We start from the raw sequence: 17,389 nt of genomic DNA, 5'->3' as shown, positions 1-17,389 counted from the left end.
AAGGGTCTTTGCGACTATCCCATCCGGGAGCCGGTCTGGCCAGTCGGCGCCGGGCGGGGCAGGGATGCCGCCCTTCCCCCGCCGTATTCGCCGTGTTAACCGGAGGGCCTGCGAGCGGCGGTATCCCCTGTAAAATGTCCAACAAGCCCGATTCGCTGTTGAAGCCGCGCGAGATGTTCAAAACCCTTTCCCTGACAGGCCTTGCGGCGCTGCTGGCCGCCACCGCGCTCACGGTTGTGACGCCGGCCCAGGCGCAGATCGGCACGATCTTCTCCGATCCGCCGCCGCTGCGGCCGCCCGGCAACATTCCGCGCGGCCAGCCGCAGCCGCAGCAGATTCCCGACGACGACGAAGAGGTGCCGGAGCTGCCGCCGCAGGGCCGGGTGCTGCCGTCGCGCCCGATGCCGCCGCCTCCGGGCCGGCAGGGCAATGTGATGCCCGGGCCGGTCGAGACCCAGCCCCTGGCGCCGCCGCCGGGCTCCAGCGTCGCGCCGCCAAACCAGCCGCCCTCCGCGGCGATCGCTCCGCCCAGTCCGCAAGGCGCGCCCGGTCAGCGCCAGCCCCAGCAGAAGGGCGCGCCTAGCACGGTCCCGCAGACGCCGGCGAGCCTCCAGCCGGGCGACGAGGTCGTGACCGAACCGCCGGCCCAGAAGATCGTGAACAAGAAGGCGACCTTCTCCGGCCTCGACAAGATCACCGGACGCATCATCAATTTCGACGAGGAGATCGGCGAGACCGTTCAGTTCGGCGCGCTGCGGGTCAAGACCGACGCCTGCTATACGCGGCCGGCAACGGAGGCCACCAACACCGACGCCTTCGTCGAGGTCGACGAGATCACCTTGCAGGGCGAGGTGAAGCGCATCTTTTCGGGCTGGATGTATGCCGCAAGCCCCGGCCTGCACGGCGTCGAGCATCCGATCTACGATATCTGGCTCACCGACTGCAAAGAGCCGCAGCAGACCATTGCCACCGCCGCGCCGGACCCCGCGGCCAAGCCGGCCCCGCCACCGCCGCCTGCGCAGAAGAAGGCCGCGCCCAAGCAGGTGCAGCAGCGTCCGCCGCAGCCTCTGCCACCAATCCAGCAGCAGCAACCGGCTCCGCCGCCGCCTCCGCCACCAGAGCAGCGGCCAGGTTTGTTCGGTATCCCCGGGTTCGGCCGCTAAGTCCGGCTATCGATCATTGCCGCGAAGAGATGATCTCGAGCGCGCGCGCGCCCGGAATCGCCTCACCGGCAGAGAGCCTCAGGAAATCGCCGGGCTCGCCCGCGAGCGCCCTGTCGAGCAGCGCGGTGTAGCGCCGCCGCGAGATCTCGACCGCGCCGAAGCTCTTCAAATGCTCGGTGACATATTGCGTGTCGAGCAGCTCGAAGCCGCCTTGGATGAGCCGCGCGACCAGGTGCACCAGCGCGACCTTCGAGGCATCGCGCGCGGTGTGGAACATGCTCTCGCCGAAGAAGGCGCGCCCCAAGCTGACGCCGTACAGCCCGCCGACGAGGTCGTCACCCTGCCAGGCCTCGACGCTGTGGCAATGGCCGAGCTCGTATAGGCCGCCATAGAGGTCGCGGATGCGCTTGTTGATCCAGGTATCCTCGCGCCCGGCTTGCGGCGCCGCGCAGCCGGCGATCGTCGCCTTGAACGCGGTGTTGACGGTGACGCGAAATGCATCCGAACGCACCGTGCGCGCGAGCCGCGAGGCCACGCGGAATCCGTCCAGCGGGATGACGCCGCGCAGCTCCGGCTCGACCCAGAACAGGGTCGGATCGTCGGCGCTTTCCGCCATCGGAAAGATGCCGCAGGCATAGGCACGCAGCAGCACGGCCGGCGTGATTTCAGAAGAGGCAGAGTCGCGAGACGTCATGGCGCGCGACAATAGCAGGATCGCAATGCGGTTGCGATGGGTGGCACAAAGCCTCGCGCCTGTCAGCTCGCGGCGGCGGCGTTGGTCTTGCCGGGGGCCGGAGGCACGCGGCGGAACCTGAGCACGATGCGGGTTCCACTATGGGCGGGGTCGCGCTCGACGGACGCGTCGAGCTTGGACGCCATGGCCGCGACGATGCGCTGGCCCATGCCGGTGGAGCGCGGATCGGCCTTGACGTTGTCGCCGACGCCGTTGTCGGTGATCGACAGCAGGAGATCCTCGCCCTGCGAGATCAGCTCGACATGGATCGGACCGGCGCCGTCGGGATAGGCATATTTCACCGCGTTCATCACCAGCTCGTTGACGATGATGCCGACGGCGACCGCACGGTCCGGATCGATCTCGATCGGCTCGGCCTTCAGCGTGAGGCGCGACATCCGGTTGCCTTCGGCCGAGCGCCTGAGATCCTCCAGCAGCGAGTCCAGATACTGATTCAGGACCACGCTCTTCAGGTCCTGCGAGGTATAGAGACGGCGGTGCACCTGCGCGACCGCGGCGACGCGGCCCATGGCATTGGTCAGCGCCGCCTTCACCTCCTCCTGCGCGGCGGAGCTCGCCTGAAGATGCAGCAGCGAGGCGATGATCTGGAGCGAATTGCCGACGCGGTGGTTGACCTCGCGCAGCAGCAGCTCGCGTTCGGCGGCGAGCGCGGCGTAGCGGTCGCGCGAGGCGTGGATCTCGGCTTCGGCTTCCTCGCGCGCCCTCTGCAACTCGGCCTGGCGCAGCGCGCCGTCGGCGGCGACGTGGAGGAGGGGGATGAAGTCGCCCTGGACGTCCTTGACCAGATAGTCGGCCGCCCCGGCCTTCAGCGCGGTGACCGCGATGCTGGAGTCCTGGGACGCGGTTACGAACACGACCGGCGGCGCGTCCGGGATCGCCATGATCTGCTCGAGCGTCTCCAGCCCGTCGAGGCCCGGCATGTACTGATCGAGTGCGACGACATCGATGCCACCCTCGGCGCCCGCGCGGCGGATCCGCTCGAGGCCTTCCTCGCCGCTCGCGGCATGAATGACCCTGTAGCCGCGTCGCGTCAGGCCGCGATCGACCAGGCGCGACAGCGCCTCGTCGTCGTCGATGTAGAGCAGTGTTGGCGTGTGCTGGTTCATGAGGCGGCGGGCGGGACCTGGATGACCGAGAAGAACAGGCCGAGCTGCCGGATGGCATTGGCGAAATTCTCGTAGTTGACGGGCTTGGTGATGTAAACGTTGCAGCCGAGCTCGTAGCAGCGCTTGATTTCCTGGGAGTCGTCGGTGGTGGTCAGCACCACCACGGGCGAAGCCTTCAGATATTTGTTCTCCTTGATCTGCTTCAGGATGTCGATCCCGGTCATGTCGGGGAGGTTGAGATCGAGCAGGATCAGCAGCGCATTGCCCTTCTGCACGAGCCCGCTGCCGTCGGCACCGAACAGGTGCTTCATCGCGTCCGTGCCGTTGGCAAAGGAGACGATCTCGTTGTTGACGCCGGACCTTCGGATGTTGCGCTCGATCAGGCGGGCGTGGCCCTCGTCGTCCTCGATCATGATGATGGTCACAGGCTTGGTCATCGATCTGCCTTCCGGTTACTCACGTTCCAGGCGATCGGCAGCGTGATCGTGAAGGTGCTGCCCGCGTTCAGTTCCGATGATACCGACATGGTGCCGCCGAGGCGACGCACAAGTGCACGTACATGCGCAAGACCGATGCCCTGGCCGGGCTTGTCCTGGGTTCCCGCGCGGCGGAACAGGTCGAATATCCGCTGGTGATCCTTCGGATCGATGCCGCGGCCGTTGTCGCTGATCTCGAAGATGGCATAGCCGAGCTTGGTGCGCCCGCGGATTCTGATCTCGCCGGGCACGCCGCTCTTCAGGTATTTGATCGCGTTGTCGATCAGGTTGGAGAAGATCTGCTCGAGCGCGAGGCGGTCGCTGATAAGGTTGGGCAGGGGCTCGACGTGAATCTCGGCCTGCGCTTCGGCGGCCTGGTGCGCCAGCGTCGACACGATGGCTCCGATCAGCTCGCTTGTGTCGATCTTCACCGGCTGGAATTCGCGTCGGCCCTCGCGGGTGAGGTTGAGGATGGCGGAGATCAGCCGATCCATCTTGGCGATCGACGTCTTGATGAAGCCGAGCGCTTCGGAGAAGTCATCCGAGAGCTGCTTGTCGGCGCCTTCGAGCACGATCTCGCCGGGGGCGCCGGGCGCCAGTGGCGGTCCGTCGGCCGGGACATGGGCGAGGCTGCCGATGCGGCGGAAGACGTCGCCGCCGAGCTCCTCGAGTTCGCTGGTGAAGCCCATGATGTTGACGAGCGGCGAGCGCAGATCGTGGCTCACGATATAGGCAAAGCGCTGGATCTCGTCGTTGGCTTCGCGCAGGTCAGCCGTGCGTTCATCGACGACGGTCTCCAGATTGACGTTGGCATCGCGCAGGCGCGCTTCGGCCTCGTCGCGGGCGCGCGCCGAGCGCCGCACCAGCCAGATCGAGATTAGCGCCAGCAGCACGACGAGGCCGGAGCCGATGCCGGTCATCGATGCAGCGAGGGTCTGGCTGCTGTCGGCATTCGCCGACCGGAGCCGGAACAGTCGCTCCTCTTCGCCGATCATTGCCTCCGCCACATTGCCGATCGTGGTGGTGGCGCCCTGGGCCGCCGCCTCCCGTGACAGTGCCGTCGCCATGTCCGGCTGGCCTTGCTTGATGGCAGCGATTTCGCGCGCGAATTGGCCCAGACGAGTCTCAATCGCCGCGCTTAGCTTCTCGATGTTCTCACGCTGCGCGGGGTTGTCGCGGGTCAGGCGCGTGACCCTGTCGAGCGCGGGAATGATCGCCGCAACGGACCTTTCGTAATCTGTCTGGAATTCGGGTCCCAGCGTCAGGAGGTAGCCGCGCAGGGCGCTTTCGGCGCGCCGGACCTCGAGCAGCAACGCGTTGATCTGGTTCTCCGCCTCGATGGTGTGGACCACCCATTTGCTGTCTCCCCGCGCCTTGTTGACGAGGTAGACCGAGCCGGCGCTGATCACGGTCAGCACCAAAAGGCCCGCCGAGAACAGCAGGATCTGCCAGAATGCGCGCCGTCGATGGCCTTCAGCCTTCACGACGGTTCACCTGTCTATTTCAGTGGAGTTCAAAAGCGCCCCCCTTGGAACTGGCCCCAACGCTCCTGAACGCAATTAGGGCCAAAGGGTTCCACGAGGAGGAAGATTATCGCGGGGCGGGTTCCGCCTGGCCGGCCAAATACTGTTCCAGCCAGTGGATGTGATAGTCGCCGTTGATGATGTCGGCTTCGCGCACCAGCGCGCGGAACAGCGGCAGCGTGGTCTCGATGCCCTCGACCACCATCTCGTCCAGCGCCCGGCGCAGCCGCATCAGGCATTCGGCGCGGGTCTTGCCATGCACGATCAGCTTGCCGACCAGGGAATCGTAATAGGGCGGGATCGTGTAGCCCTGATAGACGGCGGAATCGATGCGGACGCCGAGGCCGCCGGGCGAGTGGTATTGCAGGATCCGGCCGGGCGAGGGGCGGAAGGTTTGCGGATTCTCGGCATTGATGCGGCACTCGATCGCGTGGCCGATGACCTGGACTTCGTCCTGCCTGGCCGGCAGATCGCCGCCGGCGGCGATGCGAATCTGCTCCAGCACGAGATCGATGTCGGTGATGCTCTCGGTGACGGGATGCTCGACCTGGATGCGCGTGTTCATCTCGATGAAGTAGAACTCGCCGTCCTCGAACAGGAATTCGATGGTGCCGACGCCGAGATATTTCATCTCGCGCATTGCCTTGGCGCACGTCTCACCGATCTTGGCGCGCGCAGCCGCGGCGAGGACGGGCGAGGGGCCTTCTTCCCAGACCTTCTGGTGGCGGCGTTGCAGCGAGCAGTCGCGTTCGCCGAGATGGATGGCGCCGCCACGGCCGTCGCCAAGAATCTGGATCTCGATGTGGCGCGGCTTCTGGAGGTATTTTTCGAGGTAGACGGACGCATCGCCAAAGGCGGACTTGGCCTCGTTGGCCGCGGTCGACAGCGCCACCTGGAGGTCGGCCTCGCTGTGGGCGACCTTCATTCCACGGCCGCCACCGCCGGCCGCAGCCTTCACCAGCACGGGGAAGCCGATCTTCTTGGCGATCGCCATCGCATCGTCATCGGGACCGACGGCGCCGTCGGAGCCGGGCACCACGGGGATGCCGAGGCGCTTGGCGGTCTTCTTGGCCTCGATCTTGTCGCCCATCAGACGGATGTGCTCGGCCTTCGGGCCGATGAAATGCAGATTGTGCTCTGCGAGGATTTCCGCAAAGCGCGCGTTCTCGGACAGGAAGCCATAGCCGGGATGCACCGCATCCGCGCCGGTGATCTCGCAGGCGGCGAGCAGCGCGGGGACGTTGAGATAACTGTCCTTCGAAGGTGGCGGCCCGATGCAAACGCTCTCGTCCGACAGGCGCACATGCATGGCGTCGGCGTCGGCGGTGGAGTGCACGGCCACGGTCGCAATCCCGAGCTCCTTGCAGGCCCTGAGGATGCGAAGAGCGATCTCGCCGCGATTGGCTATGAGGATCTTGTCGAACATGGTGCCCTTAAGGGACGAATAGCGCGCAGGAAGCGGTGAGGGCGGCTGGCCGCCGGGGGCCGTTACTCAATGATGACGAGCGGCTCGCCGTACTCGACCGGCTGGCCATCCTCGACCAGGATCTGCGTCACCGTGCCGGCGCGCGGCGACGGAATCTGGTTCATCGTCTTCATGGCTTCGATGATCAGCAACGTCTGGCCGACCGAGACCTTGGTGCCGACGTCGATGAACGGCTTTGCGCCGGGCTCCGGCGCCCAATAGGCGGTACCGACCATCGGCGAGGTCACGGCGCCGGGATGTTTCGACAGGTCGGCCGCAGCAGTTGCCGGCGCGACCGCGGCTGCGGCCGCCGGCAGGGGGGCGGGAGCGGCTGCCACCGGCATCGGCATGGTCGCGGCAACGCTGACGTTGCGGGCGACGCGTAGGCGCAGGCCCGCACGTTCGATCTCGATCTCGGTGAGGCTGGTCTCATCGAGCAGCAAGGCCAGCTCGCGGACGAGCGCGGAATCCTCGCTGGAAAACTTTGCGGCTGCTTTGTCGTCTGGCTGGCGCGCCATGTTGTTTGATCCGAATGTTCTGTTGGAAGGGGGCGTCAGGCTTTGGGCTTGATGCCGAGCTTCGCGGCAAGGCCCTGGATGGCGAGGCGGTAGCCTTCGATGCCGAAACCGCACAGCGAGGCGAAGGCTGCGCGCGCGGTGTAGGAGTGATGACGGAAGCTCTCGCGGGCGTGGATGTTGGTCACGTGCACTTCGACCGTCGGGATCTGCACCGCGAGCAGCGCGTCGTGCAGCGCGATCGAGGTGTGGGAGTAGCCGCCGGCATTGATGATGATGCCCCTCATCTTGCGGGCGTGTGCCTCGTGGACGAAGTCGATCAGCTCGCCTTCGCGGTTAGACTGCCGGCAGTCGGCCTTGAGGCCGAAGGCCGCCGCCGTCTCCCGGCACAGCGCCTCGACGTCGGCCAGCGTCGCATGGCCATACTTTTCGGGCTCGCGCGTCCCCAGCATGTTGAGGTTCGGCCCGTTCAGGACGAGGATCGTGTCGGTTGCAGGTTCAGCCATTCCAATCCCGGAAGAGGTGCTTCGGCGTGGCGGGTTATAGGTAACAAAGCGCGTGAGGGGAAGCCTTGAAGGGCCTCCCGGGTGGCTTCAAGGACCTCATCCAGTGCGCAAAAACCTGTGTGGAAGCTGCGGAAATTGCTTGTTAACCGGTCCAAAGCATGGCTGCCGGCAAACGTAAAGGGGGCGGGCATCGCTGCCCGCCCCCTGAGGTTGCCGTGATCCGGCCTTAGGCGTTCAGGATCGCCACGATCTCATAGGTATCCGGATCGATGATCACGATTTCGTTGCGGATCAGGACGAACTTGTAGGTCCGCCACTCCGGATAGATCGTCACGACCTTCGACGGCAGGGCGTGGAGCGTAATGCCCTCACGCGGGATGCGGGTGCCGACCGAAATGTTGAAGTTCACATTGGTCACGGGCGCCACCTTCTCCTCGCGGATCACTGAGGTGATCTGCGTGCGCTGCTCGGTCGAGAGCTTGGCGGCCGCGCCAGCCTGGCCGGTCGTCGTCTGCGACCGCTCGGTCCCGGTCTGGGTCTGGGTCTGGGTCTGGGAACCCTGGTGGCCAGGCGCATTCATACCGCTGCGGTCTTCCTGACCTTGGGGCTTCATGTCCTTGCTGCCCTTGGTCTCGGTTTCCTTGCTCATGCTACCCTTGGACTTCTCCTCGCTCCGCGGGCTCTGGCCGACCGTCGACGACTTCTCCGACTGCGTTGACTTCTCACGCGTCGCACCCGGCTGGTCCTTGTTCATCTTGTCGGACTGAGTCGACTTGTCATGAGCGCTCGGCTGATCCTTCTGATCCTTCATGCCGCCGGCCTGACCGACCGTTCCCTTCTCATGCTTATCTTGCTTGTCCATGGACTCTTGCTTGCCCATGGAGCCGCTGCGCTCGCCAGAAGGCTGCGTGCTGTGCTGGGTCTGCTGGCCACTCCCGTAATCTTTGGTTCCAGTTCCTTGCGCATTGGCGAAACCGGTGCCGGCGATCAGCGCCAAGGCTGCAACCGAGACCAAAAAGCGATTAGTCATTTGAACCTCTCCTCACGTGATTTCTTTGCGTCATTGCCCGCGCCGACAACGAAAGGAGAGCGCGGTCGTTCCGAAATCCAGGAGGTTCCGACGAGCTTTGTTTGTTGAACGCCGGATGAACGATTTTGCAGAGGCGCGCCAAGATTGGGCACAGGAAAAAGGCCGGCTTTCCTGCCGGCCTTCTTCGCGTTTCCAGTATCGCAAAAAGTGGGATCAGCAGGTCGCTTTGCCGCAGCGGGCGATGCCGATCTTTTCCCTGAGGCCTTCGACGCCGACGGCGCCGATCACGATCTGCTTGCCGATCACGTAACTCGGCGTGCCGTTCATGCCCATCGCTTCGGCGAGCTTGAAGTTCTCCTCGATGGTGGCGCGCACTTCGGGGCTGGTGATGTCCTTCTCGATTCTCGCGGTGTCGAGACCAGCCTCCTTGGCGGCTTGAATCGCGCGCGCCTTGTCCGCTGCGCCACGACCGCCGAGCAGTCTCTGGTGGAAGTCGAGGTATTTCTTGCCGGAGGGATCCTGCATGCGCACGGCCACCGCAACCTGGGCCGCCTCGACCGAGCCCTGGCTCAGCACGGGAAATTCCTTCAGCACGACCTTCAGCTTCGGATCGCTCTTCATGAGATCGAGCATGTCGCCCATGGCGCGTTTGCAGTAGCCGCAATTGTAGTCGAAGAACTCGACGAAGGTGACATCGCCGTCCTTGTTGCCGAGCACAACCTGGCGCGGCGAGTTGAAGATCGCGTCGGCATTTTGCGCGATGCTGGCCTCGTGCTTCTGGGTTTCGGCCGCGGCCTGACGCTTGCTGAGCTCGGTCATGGCCTCCTCGAGCACCTCGGGATGGCTGACGAGATAGTTCTTGATGATCGCCTCGATGTCGGTGCGCTGACTATCGGAGAAGCTCTCGGCCGACACGGGCGCGGCTGCGCTGAACATGGCGAGCGCAAACAGCGCGGGAGCAAGCAGGCGCAGCGAAGGCATGGTCAAATCCTCTTATCCAAAGCAGGTTTCGGTAAAACGTCGCGGCGGACTTAAAGCTCGATGTCGTGACGTCGTGGTGTCGGGCGTCGTTTGCGTTGCGTCAGTTGCGCGGCGGCTTGGCCGCCACGATGTCGTCGGCCTTGACCCATCCGGGCGTGCCAACGGCGAAACGGGTTTTCGCGCGCGTGGCGAGCTCGCGGGCGGTCTTGTTGTCGCCGCGCAAGTAGGCGGCTTGCGCCGACGCGAGATCCGCCTCGGCATAGTCTCCCTTCCGGCCATAGGCCATCGCGAGCTGGGTATAGCCGAGAGCGGCCTCGGGCTCCCGTGCCACCGCGGCGCGGAGAATCCGAACGGCGTCGTCGGTGTAGGCCTTATTATCGGTTCCAACCAGAGCCTGCCCAAGTAACATCTCGATGAGGGGGGCATTGTTCGAAAGTGCGACAGCCTTGCGCAGGGGCGCGATCGCCTCGGCAGGCTTGCCGCTCTCCAGCAAGGCCTGGCCGCGCACCTCGTAGAAGTACGGGTTGTTCGGCTGGACCTGGATCAGCGCGTCGATCTGGGAGAGCGCGCTGCGCAAATCCCCATGCAGATAGGTGCTGATGGCGCGGGCATAGCGCGCCGGCAAGCTGTCGTTGGTCTGGGGATAGCGGCGGTACACCGTCTCCGGCCGCTCCATGAACGCGGAGATCTTGGCGCGCACCATGTCATGGCGGAGCTGGAGCGCGGGATCGTCCTTTTTGTCCCAATAGGGGCTGGAGCTTGCGAATTCCTGCAGCGCGGCGACGCGCTCGGCCGGCATCGGATGCGACTGGAGATAGGGATCGGCGCCGCGCGCGGCGAACAGGCTCTCGCTGGTGAAGCGCTTGAAGGTCTCGTACATCCCCTTCGGCGACTGCCCCGTCGCGGTCAGGAATTTCACGCCGGCACGGTCGGCGTTCTCCTCCTGCTGGCGCTGGTAGGACAACAGCGTACGGCGGATCATCTCCTGCGGGGCGGCGATGGCGGCTGCCCCCGCATTGGCAAGGCCGTTATTGCCGGCGCTGCTGCGCTGGGTGCTGCCCGCGGCGATTGCGCCGGCGCCGAGCAGCATCGCGATGATCATCTGGGTCTGCGCCGTGGCGAGCTGCTCGCGAAGCTTGGACAGGTGGCCGCCCGCCAGATGCCCGGTCTCGTGCGCGAGCACGCCGATGATCTGGTTTGGCGTCTCCGATTGGAGGATCGCGCCCCAATTGACGAAGATGCGGCGGCCGTCCGCGACGAACGCGTTGAACGAGCCGTCGTTGATGATCACCATCTGGATGTTCTGCTTCTCCAGACCGGCGACGCGCAGGATCGGGCGGGTATATTCGCGCAGAAGCTGCTCGGTTTCGGTGTCGCGCAGGACCGGCGGCCCCTTGGCCTGCGCGCGCGCAGCCGAGAACGGCGTCAGCGCGATCGCCGTGGCCGTAACGAGGGCGGTGAGGGCGGAAGCCTTCTTGCGCAATGCGATCTGGAGCAACATCAAGCGGTCTGGGTCAAACGTCTTGGTCAAGCAGTTTCGTGATTGGTTTTGGCGATTGGCGGCGGACCGGATACGCGATATGCCCTTGTAAGCCTTACCCCTTATGAGCCGTACAATGCGGCTAGTCTGGGGCGCAAGCGCCCCCGTGTTCCGGACCGGACGGACCGGTCTGCCAGCGAATAGCAGAAATCGATGCACGATGCGACATTGAGGAACCGGTTGGGACAGTGGCTCGAGCCCTCCCGCCGCAGCGATGTTCCCCCGTTCATGGTGATGGACGTCATGGCCGCGGCGGCCCGAATCGAGGCCGCCGGCGGCCATGTCATCCATATGGAGGTCGGCCAGCCCGCGGCCGGCGCGCCCAGCACCGCGATCGCAGCCGCCCATGCTGCGCTCGAGGCGGGGCGGATCGATTATACCTCTGCGCTCGGCATCCCCTCGCTGCGCGAGCGCATCGCGCGGCATTATCGCGATGTCTATGGCTGTGACGTCAGCCCCGAGCGGATCGTGGTGACGACCGGCTCCTCCGGCGGATTTATCCTGGCCTTCCTGTCGATGTTCGAGCCCGGCGATCGCGTCGCGGTGACCGTGCCGGGCTATCCACCATACCGTCATATCCTCACCGCGCTCGGCTGCGAGCCGGTGCTGATCGAGACCACCAACGAGACGCGCCACGCGCTCACCGGCGAGGCGCTGCTTGCTGCCCATCGCAAGGCGCCGCTGAAAGGCGTGCTGGTCGGCAGCCCCGCCAATCCGACGGGGACCATGATGTCCCGCGAGGCGCTCACTGGCCTGATCGCGGCCGCGCAGGACGCAGGTATCCGCTTCATTTCCGACGAGATCTATCACGGGCTGGATTATGCGTTTCCGGCGGTGACGGCGGCGGCGCTGTCGGACCAGACACTCGTGATCAACTCGTTCTCGAAGTATTTTTGCATGACGGGCTGGCGCGTCGGCTGGATGGTCGTGCCTGAGATCTTGGTGCGGCCGATCGAGCGGCTGCAGCAGAACCTCTCGATCTCGGTGCCGGCGCTGTCGCAGATCGCGGCCGAGGCCGCCTTCGAGGGCGCGGCCGAGATGGAGGAGATCAAGCACGGCTACCAGGAAAACCGGCGCATTCTGATCGAGGGACTTCCCAAGGCCGGCCTGACCAGGTTCCTGCCGGCCGACGGCGCCTTCTATCTTTATGCCGACGTCTCGGATTTCACCTCCGACAGTTTCGAGTTCGCCAAGCAGATGCTGGAACAGGCTCATGTTGCGGCTACGCCCGGCCTCGATTTCGATCCCATCCATGGACGCTCGTTCGTTCGTTTTTCCTATGCACGTTCGCCCGAGGAGATGCGCGAGGCAGTTGACCGGATCGCTGACTGGCTTAAATAGCCGCCAGTTTTCGATCCACTTCCGGAGTTCATCTTGTCTGACCGATCTGCCGCGCCCGTCGCCACATCGCATTCTCCTCTCGCCACATTGATGTGGCCGACCCGGCCGGGCGAAACCGTCGGCGCAGTGCGCGCCTTCGTGCTGATTGCGCTCGGCACCGCGTTGATGGCGCTATCAGCCAAGGTCAGCCTGCCGCTGCCCTATGTGCCCATGACGTTGCAAACGCTTGTGGTGCTGATGATCGGCGCTGCCTATGGCTGGCGCCTTGGCAGCGCAACCATGATCGCCTACCTCGCCGAGGGCGCGCTCGGCCTGCCGGTGTTTGCCGGTCCGTTGGGCGGCATTGCACCGCTAATTGGTCCGACTGCAGGCTATCTGTTTGGTTTCATTGCCGCGGCCTTCGTGACCGGCTGGCTCGCCGAGCGCGGCTGGGATCGCAGCGCGGTGCTGCTGTTTGCGGCGATGGCCGTTGGCCATATCGTCATTCTCGCTGCCGGGTTTGGCTGGTTGGCCTTTGGCCTTGGCCTCGGCGCTGCGAAGGCCTGGCAGGTCGGCATTGTGCCGTTTATTGCGGCTTCGCTGGTCAAGAACGCCCTCGGCGCGGCGTTGATGCCGGCAGCGCGCCGGATCGTCGATCGCCGCGGGTAAAACGCGCAGTAACGAGCAGTTCCAATTGACAGGGCCGGCCAAGTTGATCTTGGCTGGCCCGATAGTTTGAGGGGGAGTGAAACGATGACGACGACAACGATGGCGGAAGCGCCGGTCGCGCCGCCCGCCGCCAAGCCGTGGTACAAAATCCTCTACGTCCAGGTCCTGATCGCCATCGTGCTCGGCGCCATCGTCGGCTGGCTGTGGCCACAGCTCGCCACCAATGAGTGGATCAAGGCGCTCGGCGACGGCTTCATCAAGCTGATCAAGATGGTGATCGCGCCGATCATCTTCTGCACCGTCGTCTCGGGCATCGCCCATATCCAGGACGCCAAGAAGGTCGGCCGCATCGGCGTCAAGGCGCTGGTCTATTTCGAGGTCGTCTCGACCTTCGCGCTGGTGATCGGACTCATCATCGGCAACTTGGTCAAGCCCGGCGCGGGCTTCGGCAGTGGCGCGGCAAGCGAGGCGGCCGTCGCAAATTACGCCAAGCAGGCTGCCGGTCAGAAGTCGGTCGACTTCGTGCTGCACATCATTCCGGACACCGTGGTCGGCGCCTTCGCGCAAGGCGAGATCCTCCAGGTGTTGCTATTCTCGGTGCTGTTCGGCTTCGCGATCATGAGCCTCGGCGAGCGCGGCCACACCATCCGCAGCTTCATCGACGATGCCGCGCATGCGGTGTTCGGCGTCATCTCCATCGTCATGCGTGCAGCACCGATCGGCGCGTTCGGCGCGATGGCCTATACGATCGGCAAGTTCGGCACCGGCGCGATCCTCAACCTGGTCGGGCTGATCGCCACGTTCTACGTCACCGCGGCGCTGTTCGTGTTCGTCGTGCTCGGCATCATCGCGCGCGTGGCGGGGTTCTCGATCTTCAAGTTCCTGGCCTACATCAAGGATGAGCTGCTGATCGTGCTCGGCACTTCGTCGTCGGAAAGCGCGCTGCCATCCTTGATGGAAAAGCTGGAGCGGCTCGGCTGCTCCAAGTCGGTGGTCGGCCTCGTCGTGCCCACGGGTTACTCGTTCAACCTCGACGGCACCAACATCTACATGACGCTGGCGACACTCTTCATTGCGCAGGCACTCGGTTACGATCTCTCCTTCAGCCAGCAGCTCACGATCCTGGTTGTGGCGATGCTGACCTCGAAGGGCGCCTCCGGCATCACCGGTGCCGGCTTCATCACGCTGGCGGCAACGCTCGCCGTGGTCGATCCGCGTCTCGTGCCGGGCATGGCGATCGTACTCGGCATCGACAAGTTCATGAGCGAGTGCCGCGCGCTGACCAACCTGTGCGGCAACGGCGTCGCCTGCGTGATCGTCGCCTGGTGGGAGCGCGAGCTCGACCGCGACAAGCTCAACGCCAACCTCTCCAAGCAGATCGATCCGACCGACATGGAGACGGCGATCACGACCGACTGATCGGCGCGACGCACCGTCAGGCTTCGAACTGATAGGGCTGGTCGAGATCCTCGACCAGCCCTTTTTCTTTCGGCGACCATCCGCGCAAGGCGCGCGTCGTCGTGCTCAGATCGGAACGTCGACCGCTAAAATCGCTCCGGCCGGTAGGGCGCCGGATCGATCGCCGGCGTCTCATCGCTCATGATTTCGGCGAGCAGGCGGCCGGTCGCAGGCCCCAGCGTAAAACCCTGGTGGCCGTGACCGAAATTCATCCAAAGGCCCGGATGTCGCGGAGCTTGCCCGAGCACCGGAAGCATGTCGGGCGTGCAGGGCCTCGTGCCGAACCACGGATCCGGCTCGACCCGCTTGCCGAGATCGATCAGCTCGCGTGCGGAGGCCTCGGCGCTGGCGAGCTGCACCGGTGTTGCGAGCGCGTCCATGCCGGTCAATTCCGCGCCGGTGGTGATGCGGATGCCCTTGGCCATCGGGCCCATGGCGTAGCCGCCGCCCTTGTCGACGAGGGGGAGGTCGAGCGAGGCGCCGCCGCTGTAGTGCATGTGGTAGCCGCGCTTGCGTACCAGCGGAATGCGATAGCCGAACTTGTGCAACAGATCGGGCGACCACGGCCCGAGCGTCACGACCGCGTGGGGAGCGTCGAGACGTCCCTGGTCCGTATCGACCGACCAGCCGGTCGCGGTCTGCCGCAGGCTCTGGGCATCACCGAGAACAATGGTGCCGCCGAGGCGCTCGAACAGCTCGGCATAGGCCGTGACGAGCGCACCTGGATCGGACACGGTCCATGTGTCGAGCCAATGGATCGCGCCGGGGAGATCGTCGCGCAGGATCGGCTCGGCCTTGGCGAGCTCACTGCCGGAGAGCACGCGGAAATTCACGCCGAATTCGCGCTGGTCTTCCTCCGCGGTCTTGATCGCGAGATCGAATGACGCAGGGTCGCGATGCAGCATGCGATAGCCGGCGCGGCGGATGAGATTGTCGGCATGGGCTTCGCGAATGAGGATGTCGTGCTCCGCCGTCGCATAGGCGATCAGCCGTGCCCAGGCCTCGATCGCCTCGCGATGCCGCTTCGGCGCCGAATGCCACCAATAGCGGAGCAGGGGCTCGATATGGAGATGCAGCGACGACAGGCTGTAGCGCACGTCGTTGGTGCGGCCGGTCGCGATCTTCAGCAGCGTGGCGAGGTCGCGTGGCATCGGATAGGGGCGGACCGCTTCCGCCTGGATCATCCCGGCATTGCCGTAGCTGGTCTCGCGGCCCGGCTCCCTGCGGTCGATCAGCGTGACGGACCAGCCGCGTTGCCGCAGGTGCAGCGCCGCGCTGACGCCGATCATGCCGCCGCCGAGAACGATCGCGCTTTGCATTGGCAGAATTCTCCTGTCAGGCTGGTTGTGGGCGAGGTCGGGTCATTCCCAGGCGAGGAAGCCTGGTGCGGCCGACAGCGGCGGCGCCGCGGCGAGCCGCGCCAGATCGGGGACCGGCCGGCACAATTGCGCATCATCCGCGAACGCCGCTTCGATGCTCGCGGCGACCGAGAGCACGACGGCATCGCCACCGCGCGGGCCGACGATCTGGAGGCCGAAGGGCAGGCCGGCTTCATCGAGGCCGAGCGGAATGCTGATGGCGGGATGGCCGGGAAGCGTGACGGCATAAGCGAGCGCGAGCCAGTGGAAGTAGGATTTTGTCGGCGTGCCGTCGATCTCGGCGGGGTAGAGTTCCGACCACGGCCGCGGACTCAGGGTGATGGTCGGGCTGATCAGCACGTCGGTCGCTTCGAAGAAGCTCTGATAGGCGCGATAGATCCGCGTGTGTGTCGTTGCGGCGCGCGCATGGTCTTCGAGCGTGTAGCCGAGTCCTTCCTCGACATTGGCGCGGACATTGGGGCCGAGCATCTCGGGACGCTCCTTGTAGTTCTTGCCGTGCGTCGCCAGGAACATGCCCGCGCGCAGCACGGCGAAGGCGTCGTCTGCGCCGGCGCAATCCGGCGTCGCTTCGCGGCATGCGGCGAAGAGCGGTGCAAGCTTGCCAACGCGCTGCCGGAACACGCGCCGGATCGCCTGCTCGGTCGGGGCGAAGCCAAAGTCCTCGGTGAAGGCGAGGCGCAGCTTGCCGAGCTCGGCGGGACGCGGCGCGGCCCAGCGCTCGGCGCAGCCGCGCAACGGCTCGCCGGGCAGCGTATAGGCAAGCGGATCGCGCGCATCGTCACTCGCCATCACCGACAGCATCAGCGCGGTGTCGGCGACATTGCGCGCCATCGGCCCGTCGGTCGACAGATTGGACCAGCCGAACGCGCGCTTCTCGCTGGCCACGAGGCCGTAGGACGGACGCATGCCGACAATGCCGGCGTAGCCTGCCGGATTGCGCAAGGAGCCGCCCGTGTCCGAGCCGGAAGCGAGCGGAGCCATGCCGCAGGCGAGCGCCACCGCCGAGCCGCCGGATGAGCCGGCCGCCGAGCGCATGGGATCGAATGGATTGCCGGTTGCGCCGAACACGGGGTTGCGGGTGTTGCCGCCCGCGGCCCATTCCGGCGTGTTGGTCTTGCCGAAGATGATGGCGCCGGCTGCACGCAGCCGCGCGATCGAGCCCTGGTCGGCCGCCGGGACGTTATCTCTGAGCAGCGGGCTGCCATAGGTGCTGCGCAGCCCGGCCGTGTCCTGGGTGTCCTTGATGAGAACGGGGAGCCCATGCAGGGCGCCACGATCCTCGCCGCGCAGGATGGCCGCTTCGGCCTCCTTGGCCGCGGCGCGTGCGCCTGATACGTCCAGCGTCACGACGGCGTTAACGGCCGGATTGATGGCGGCGATCCGCGACAGACAGGACTCCAGCAGCTCGACGGGCGAGATCGCCCGGGCGGCCAGCAGGCGGCGCAGTTTGACCGCGCCGGAATCGCAAAGCTCTGACAAATGCCAATCCCCTTTCAAATCGTGA

At 65.5% G+C, this 17,389-nt stretch carries 16 protein-coding genes; 4 read left to right on the top strand and 12 right to left on the bottom strand.

Annotated features, from left to right (window positions below; all coding sequences use genetic code 11):
* Nucleotides 1-134 precede the first annotated feature (134 nt).
* Nucleotides 135-1,163, top strand: a complete 1,029-nt coding sequence (locus tag ACNJX8_RS22810) for a DUF2155 domain-containing protein (protein WP_439356827.1) — start codon at nucleotides 135-137, stop codon at nucleotides 1,161-1,163.
* A gap of 13 nt (nucleotides 1,164-1,176) precedes the next feature.
* Here the strand turns inward: ACNJX8_RS22810 and aat are convergent, their stop codons facing one another.
* The 10 genes from aat to ACNJX8_RS22760 all read right to left on the bottom strand — a co-directional run bounded on the left by aat (nucleotide 1,177) and on the right by ACNJX8_RS22760 (nucleotide 11,020).
* The gene (gene aat, locus ACNJX8_RS22805) at nucleotides 1,177-1,857 is read right to left on the bottom strand and encodes a leucyl/phenylalanyl-tRNA--protein transferase (RefSeq protein WP_249761331.1); all 681 of its coding nucleotides are present in this window, start codon (nucleotides 1,855-1,857) and stop codon (nucleotides 1,177-1,179) included.
* A 62-nt stretch (nucleotides 1,858-1,919) separates the two neighbouring features.
* The gene (locus tag ACNJX8_RS22800; protein ID WP_439356826.1) at nucleotides 1,920-3,023 is read right to left on the bottom strand and encodes a sensor histidine kinase; all 1,104 of its coding nucleotides are present in this window, start codon (nucleotides 3,021-3,023) and stop codon (nucleotides 1,920-1,922) included.
* On the bottom strand, nucleotides 3,020-3,460 hold the full coding sequence (locus tag ACNJX8_RS22795) for a response regulator (protein WP_091888040.1): 441 nt from the start codon (nucleotides 3,458-3,460) through the stop codon (nucleotides 3,020-3,022). Before ACNJX8_RS22795 ends, ACNJX8_RS22800 begins: the two co-directional genes overlap by 4 nt.
* Complete coding sequence (locus ACNJX8_RS22790) at nucleotides 3,457-4,983, bottom strand: sensor histidine kinase (RefSeq protein WP_439356825.1); 1,527 nt, start codon at nucleotides 4,981-4,983, stop codon at nucleotides 3,457-3,459. The genes ACNJX8_RS22795 and ACNJX8_RS22790 overlap by 4 nt, the downstream gene beginning before the upstream one ends.
* A 106-nt stretch (nucleotides 4,984-5,089) precedes the next feature.
* Entirely contained in the window at nucleotides 5,090-6,448 is a 1,359-nt protein-coding gene (gene accC / locus ACNJX8_RS22785) for an acetyl-CoA carboxylase biotin carboxylase subunit (RefSeq protein ID WP_091888036.1), read from the bottom strand.
* 62 nt (nucleotides 6,449-6,510) lie between these two features.
* Nucleotides 6,511-7,005 carry an acetyl-CoA carboxylase biotin carboxyl carrier protein gene (gene accB / locus ACNJX8_RS22780; RefSeq protein WP_439356824.1) on the bottom strand — a complete coding sequence of 165 codons (495 nt, stop codon included), beginning with the start codon at nucleotides 7,003-7,005 and terminating at the stop codon, nucleotides 6,511-6,513.
* Between the two features lie 35 nt (nucleotides 7,006-7,040).
* Nucleotides 7,041-7,508 (bottom strand): type II 3-dehydroquinate dehydratase, encoded by a 468-nt coding sequence (gene aroQ, locus ACNJX8_RS22775; protein ID WP_128944269.1) that lies wholly within the window; start codon nucleotides 7,506-7,508, stop codon nucleotides 7,041-7,043.
* A gap of 226 nt (nucleotides 7,509-7,734) precedes the next feature.
* On the bottom strand, nucleotides 7,735-8,538 hold the full coding sequence (locus tag ACNJX8_RS22770) for a DUF1236 domain-containing protein (RefSeq protein WP_439356823.1): 804 nt from the start codon (nucleotides 8,536-8,538) through the stop codon (nucleotides 7,735-7,737).
* 213 nt (nucleotides 8,539-8,751) lie between these two features.
* The gene (locus ACNJX8_RS22765; RefSeq protein ID WP_439356822.1) at nucleotides 8,752-9,519 is read right to left on the bottom strand and encodes a DsbA family protein; all 768 of its coding nucleotides are present in this window, start codon (nucleotides 9,517-9,519) and stop codon (nucleotides 8,752-8,754) included.
* A gap of 100 nt (nucleotides 9,520-9,619) precedes the next feature.
* The gene (locus tag ACNJX8_RS22760; protein WP_128937428.1) at nucleotides 9,620-11,020 is read right to left on the bottom strand and encodes a M48 family metalloprotease; all 1,401 of its coding nucleotides are present in this window, start codon (nucleotides 11,018-11,020) and stop codon (nucleotides 9,620-9,622) included.
* A 192-nt stretch (nucleotides 11,021-11,212) separates the two neighbouring features.
* On the opposite strand from ACNJX8_RS22760, the gene ACNJX8_RS22755 reads away from it, so the two are divergent.
* The 3 genes from ACNJX8_RS22755 (at nucleotide 11,213) to ACNJX8_RS22745 (ending at nucleotide 14,467) form a co-directional block, all read left to right on the top strand.
* Complete coding sequence (locus tag ACNJX8_RS22755) at nucleotides 11,213-12,400, top strand: pyridoxal phosphate-dependent aminotransferase (RefSeq protein WP_439356821.1); 1,188 nt, start codon at nucleotides 11,213-11,215, stop codon at nucleotides 12,398-12,400.
* Nucleotides 12,401-12,490: 90 nt separating this feature from the next.
* Nucleotides 12,491-13,048, top strand: a complete 558-nt coding sequence (locus ACNJX8_RS22750) for a biotin transporter BioY (RefSeq protein ID WP_439361956.1) — start codon at nucleotides 12,491-12,493, stop codon at nucleotides 13,046-13,048.
* 84 nt (nucleotides 13,049-13,132) lie between these two features.
* Nucleotides 13,133-14,467: a dicarboxylate/amino acid:cation symporter gene (locus ACNJX8_RS22745; RefSeq protein WP_128934113.1), complete on the top strand. Its 1,335-nt coding sequence runs from the start codon at nucleotides 13,133-13,135 to the stop codon at nucleotides 14,465-14,467.
* Between the two features lie 125 nt (nucleotides 14,468-14,592).
* On the opposite strand, the gene ACNJX8_RS22740 is transcribed toward ACNJX8_RS22745, so the two are convergent.
* Together ACNJX8_RS22740 and ACNJX8_RS22735 are read right to left on the bottom strand one after the other, a co-directional pair.
* Entirely contained in the window at nucleotides 14,593-15,825 is a 1,233-nt protein-coding gene (locus ACNJX8_RS22740; RefSeq protein WP_439356820.1) for an NAD(P)/FAD-dependent oxidoreductase, read from the bottom strand.
* Nucleotides 15,826-15,867: 42 nt separating this feature from the next.
* On the bottom strand, nucleotides 15,868-17,364 hold the full coding sequence (locus ACNJX8_RS22735) for an amidase (protein ID WP_439356819.1): 1,497 nt from the start codon (nucleotides 17,362-17,364) through the stop codon (nucleotides 15,868-15,870).
* Nucleotides 17,365-17,389: the final 25 nt, after the last annotated feature.

The sequence above is a fragment of the Bradyrhizobium sp. SPXBL-04 genome (genome assembly GCF_051853035.1).
GTDB lineage: Bacteria > Pseudomonadota > Alphaproteobacteria > Rhizobiales > Xanthobacteraceae > Bradyrhizobium > Bradyrhizobium zhanjiangense.
Note: the sequence above shows the minus strand (reverse complement) of the source record. Positions and strands in the feature narration are given on the sequence as shown.

What these genes read in the sequence shown, in the direction of transcription:
- ACNJX8_RS22745 (WP_128934113.1), top strand. Translation starts at nt 13,133, where the DNA reads ATGACGACGACAACGATGGCGGAAGCGCCGGTCGCGCCGCCCGCCGCC.
- accC (WP_091888036.1), bottom strand. Translation starts at nt 6,448, where the DNA reads ATGTTCGACAAGATCCTCATAGCCAATCGCGGCGAGATCGCTCTTCGC.
- ACNJX8_RS22740 (WP_439356820.1), bottom strand. Translation starts at nt 15,825, where the DNA reads ATGCAAAGCGCGATCGTTCTCGGCGGCGGCATGATCGGCGTCAGCGCG.
- ACNJX8_RS22760 (WP_128937428.1), bottom strand. Translation starts at nt 11,020, where the DNA reads ATGTTGCTCCAGATCGCATTGCGCAAGAAGGCTTCCGCCCTCACCGCC.
- ACNJX8_RS22765 (WP_439356822.1), bottom strand. Translation starts at nt 9,519, where the DNA reads ATGCCTTCGCTGCGCCTGCTTGCTCCCGCGCTGTTTGCGCTCGCCATG.
- aroQ (WP_128944269.1), bottom strand. Translation starts at nt 7,508, where the DNA reads ATGGCTGAACCTGCAACCGACACGATCCTCGTCCTGAACGGGCCGAAC.
- ACNJX8_RS22795 (WP_091888040.1), bottom strand. Translation starts at nt 3,460, where the DNA reads ATGACCAAGCCTGTGACCATCATCATGATCGAGGACGACGAGGGCCAC.
- ACNJX8_RS22755 (WP_439356821.1), top strand. Translation starts at nt 11,213, where the DNA reads ATGCACGATGCGACATTGAGGAACCGGTTGGGACAGTGGCTCGAGCCC.
- aat (WP_249761331.1), bottom strand. Translation starts at nt 1,857, where the DNA reads ATGACGTCTCGCGACTCTGCCTCTTCTGAAATCACGCCGGCCGTGCTG.
- ACNJX8_RS22800 (WP_439356826.1), bottom strand. Translation starts at nt 3,023, where the DNA reads ATGAACCAGCACACGCCAACACTGCTCTACATCGACGACGACGAGGCG.
- ACNJX8_RS22770 (WP_439356823.1), bottom strand. Translation starts at nt 8,538, where the DNA reads ATGACTAATCGCTTTTTGGTCTCGGTTGCAGCCTTGGCGCTGATCGCC.
- ACNJX8_RS22810 (WP_439356827.1), top strand. Translation starts at nt 135, where the DNA reads ATGTCCAACAAGCCCGATTCGCTGTTGAAGCCGCGCGAGATGTTCAAA.
- ACNJX8_RS22750 (WP_439361956.1), top strand. Translation starts at nt 12,491, where the DNA reads ATGTGGCCGACCCGGCCGGGCGAAACCGTCGGCGCAGTGCGCGCCTTC.
- accB (WP_439356824.1), bottom strand. Translation starts at nt 7,005, where the DNA reads ATGGCGCGCCAGCCAGACGACAAAGCAGCCGCAAAGTTTTCCAGCGAG.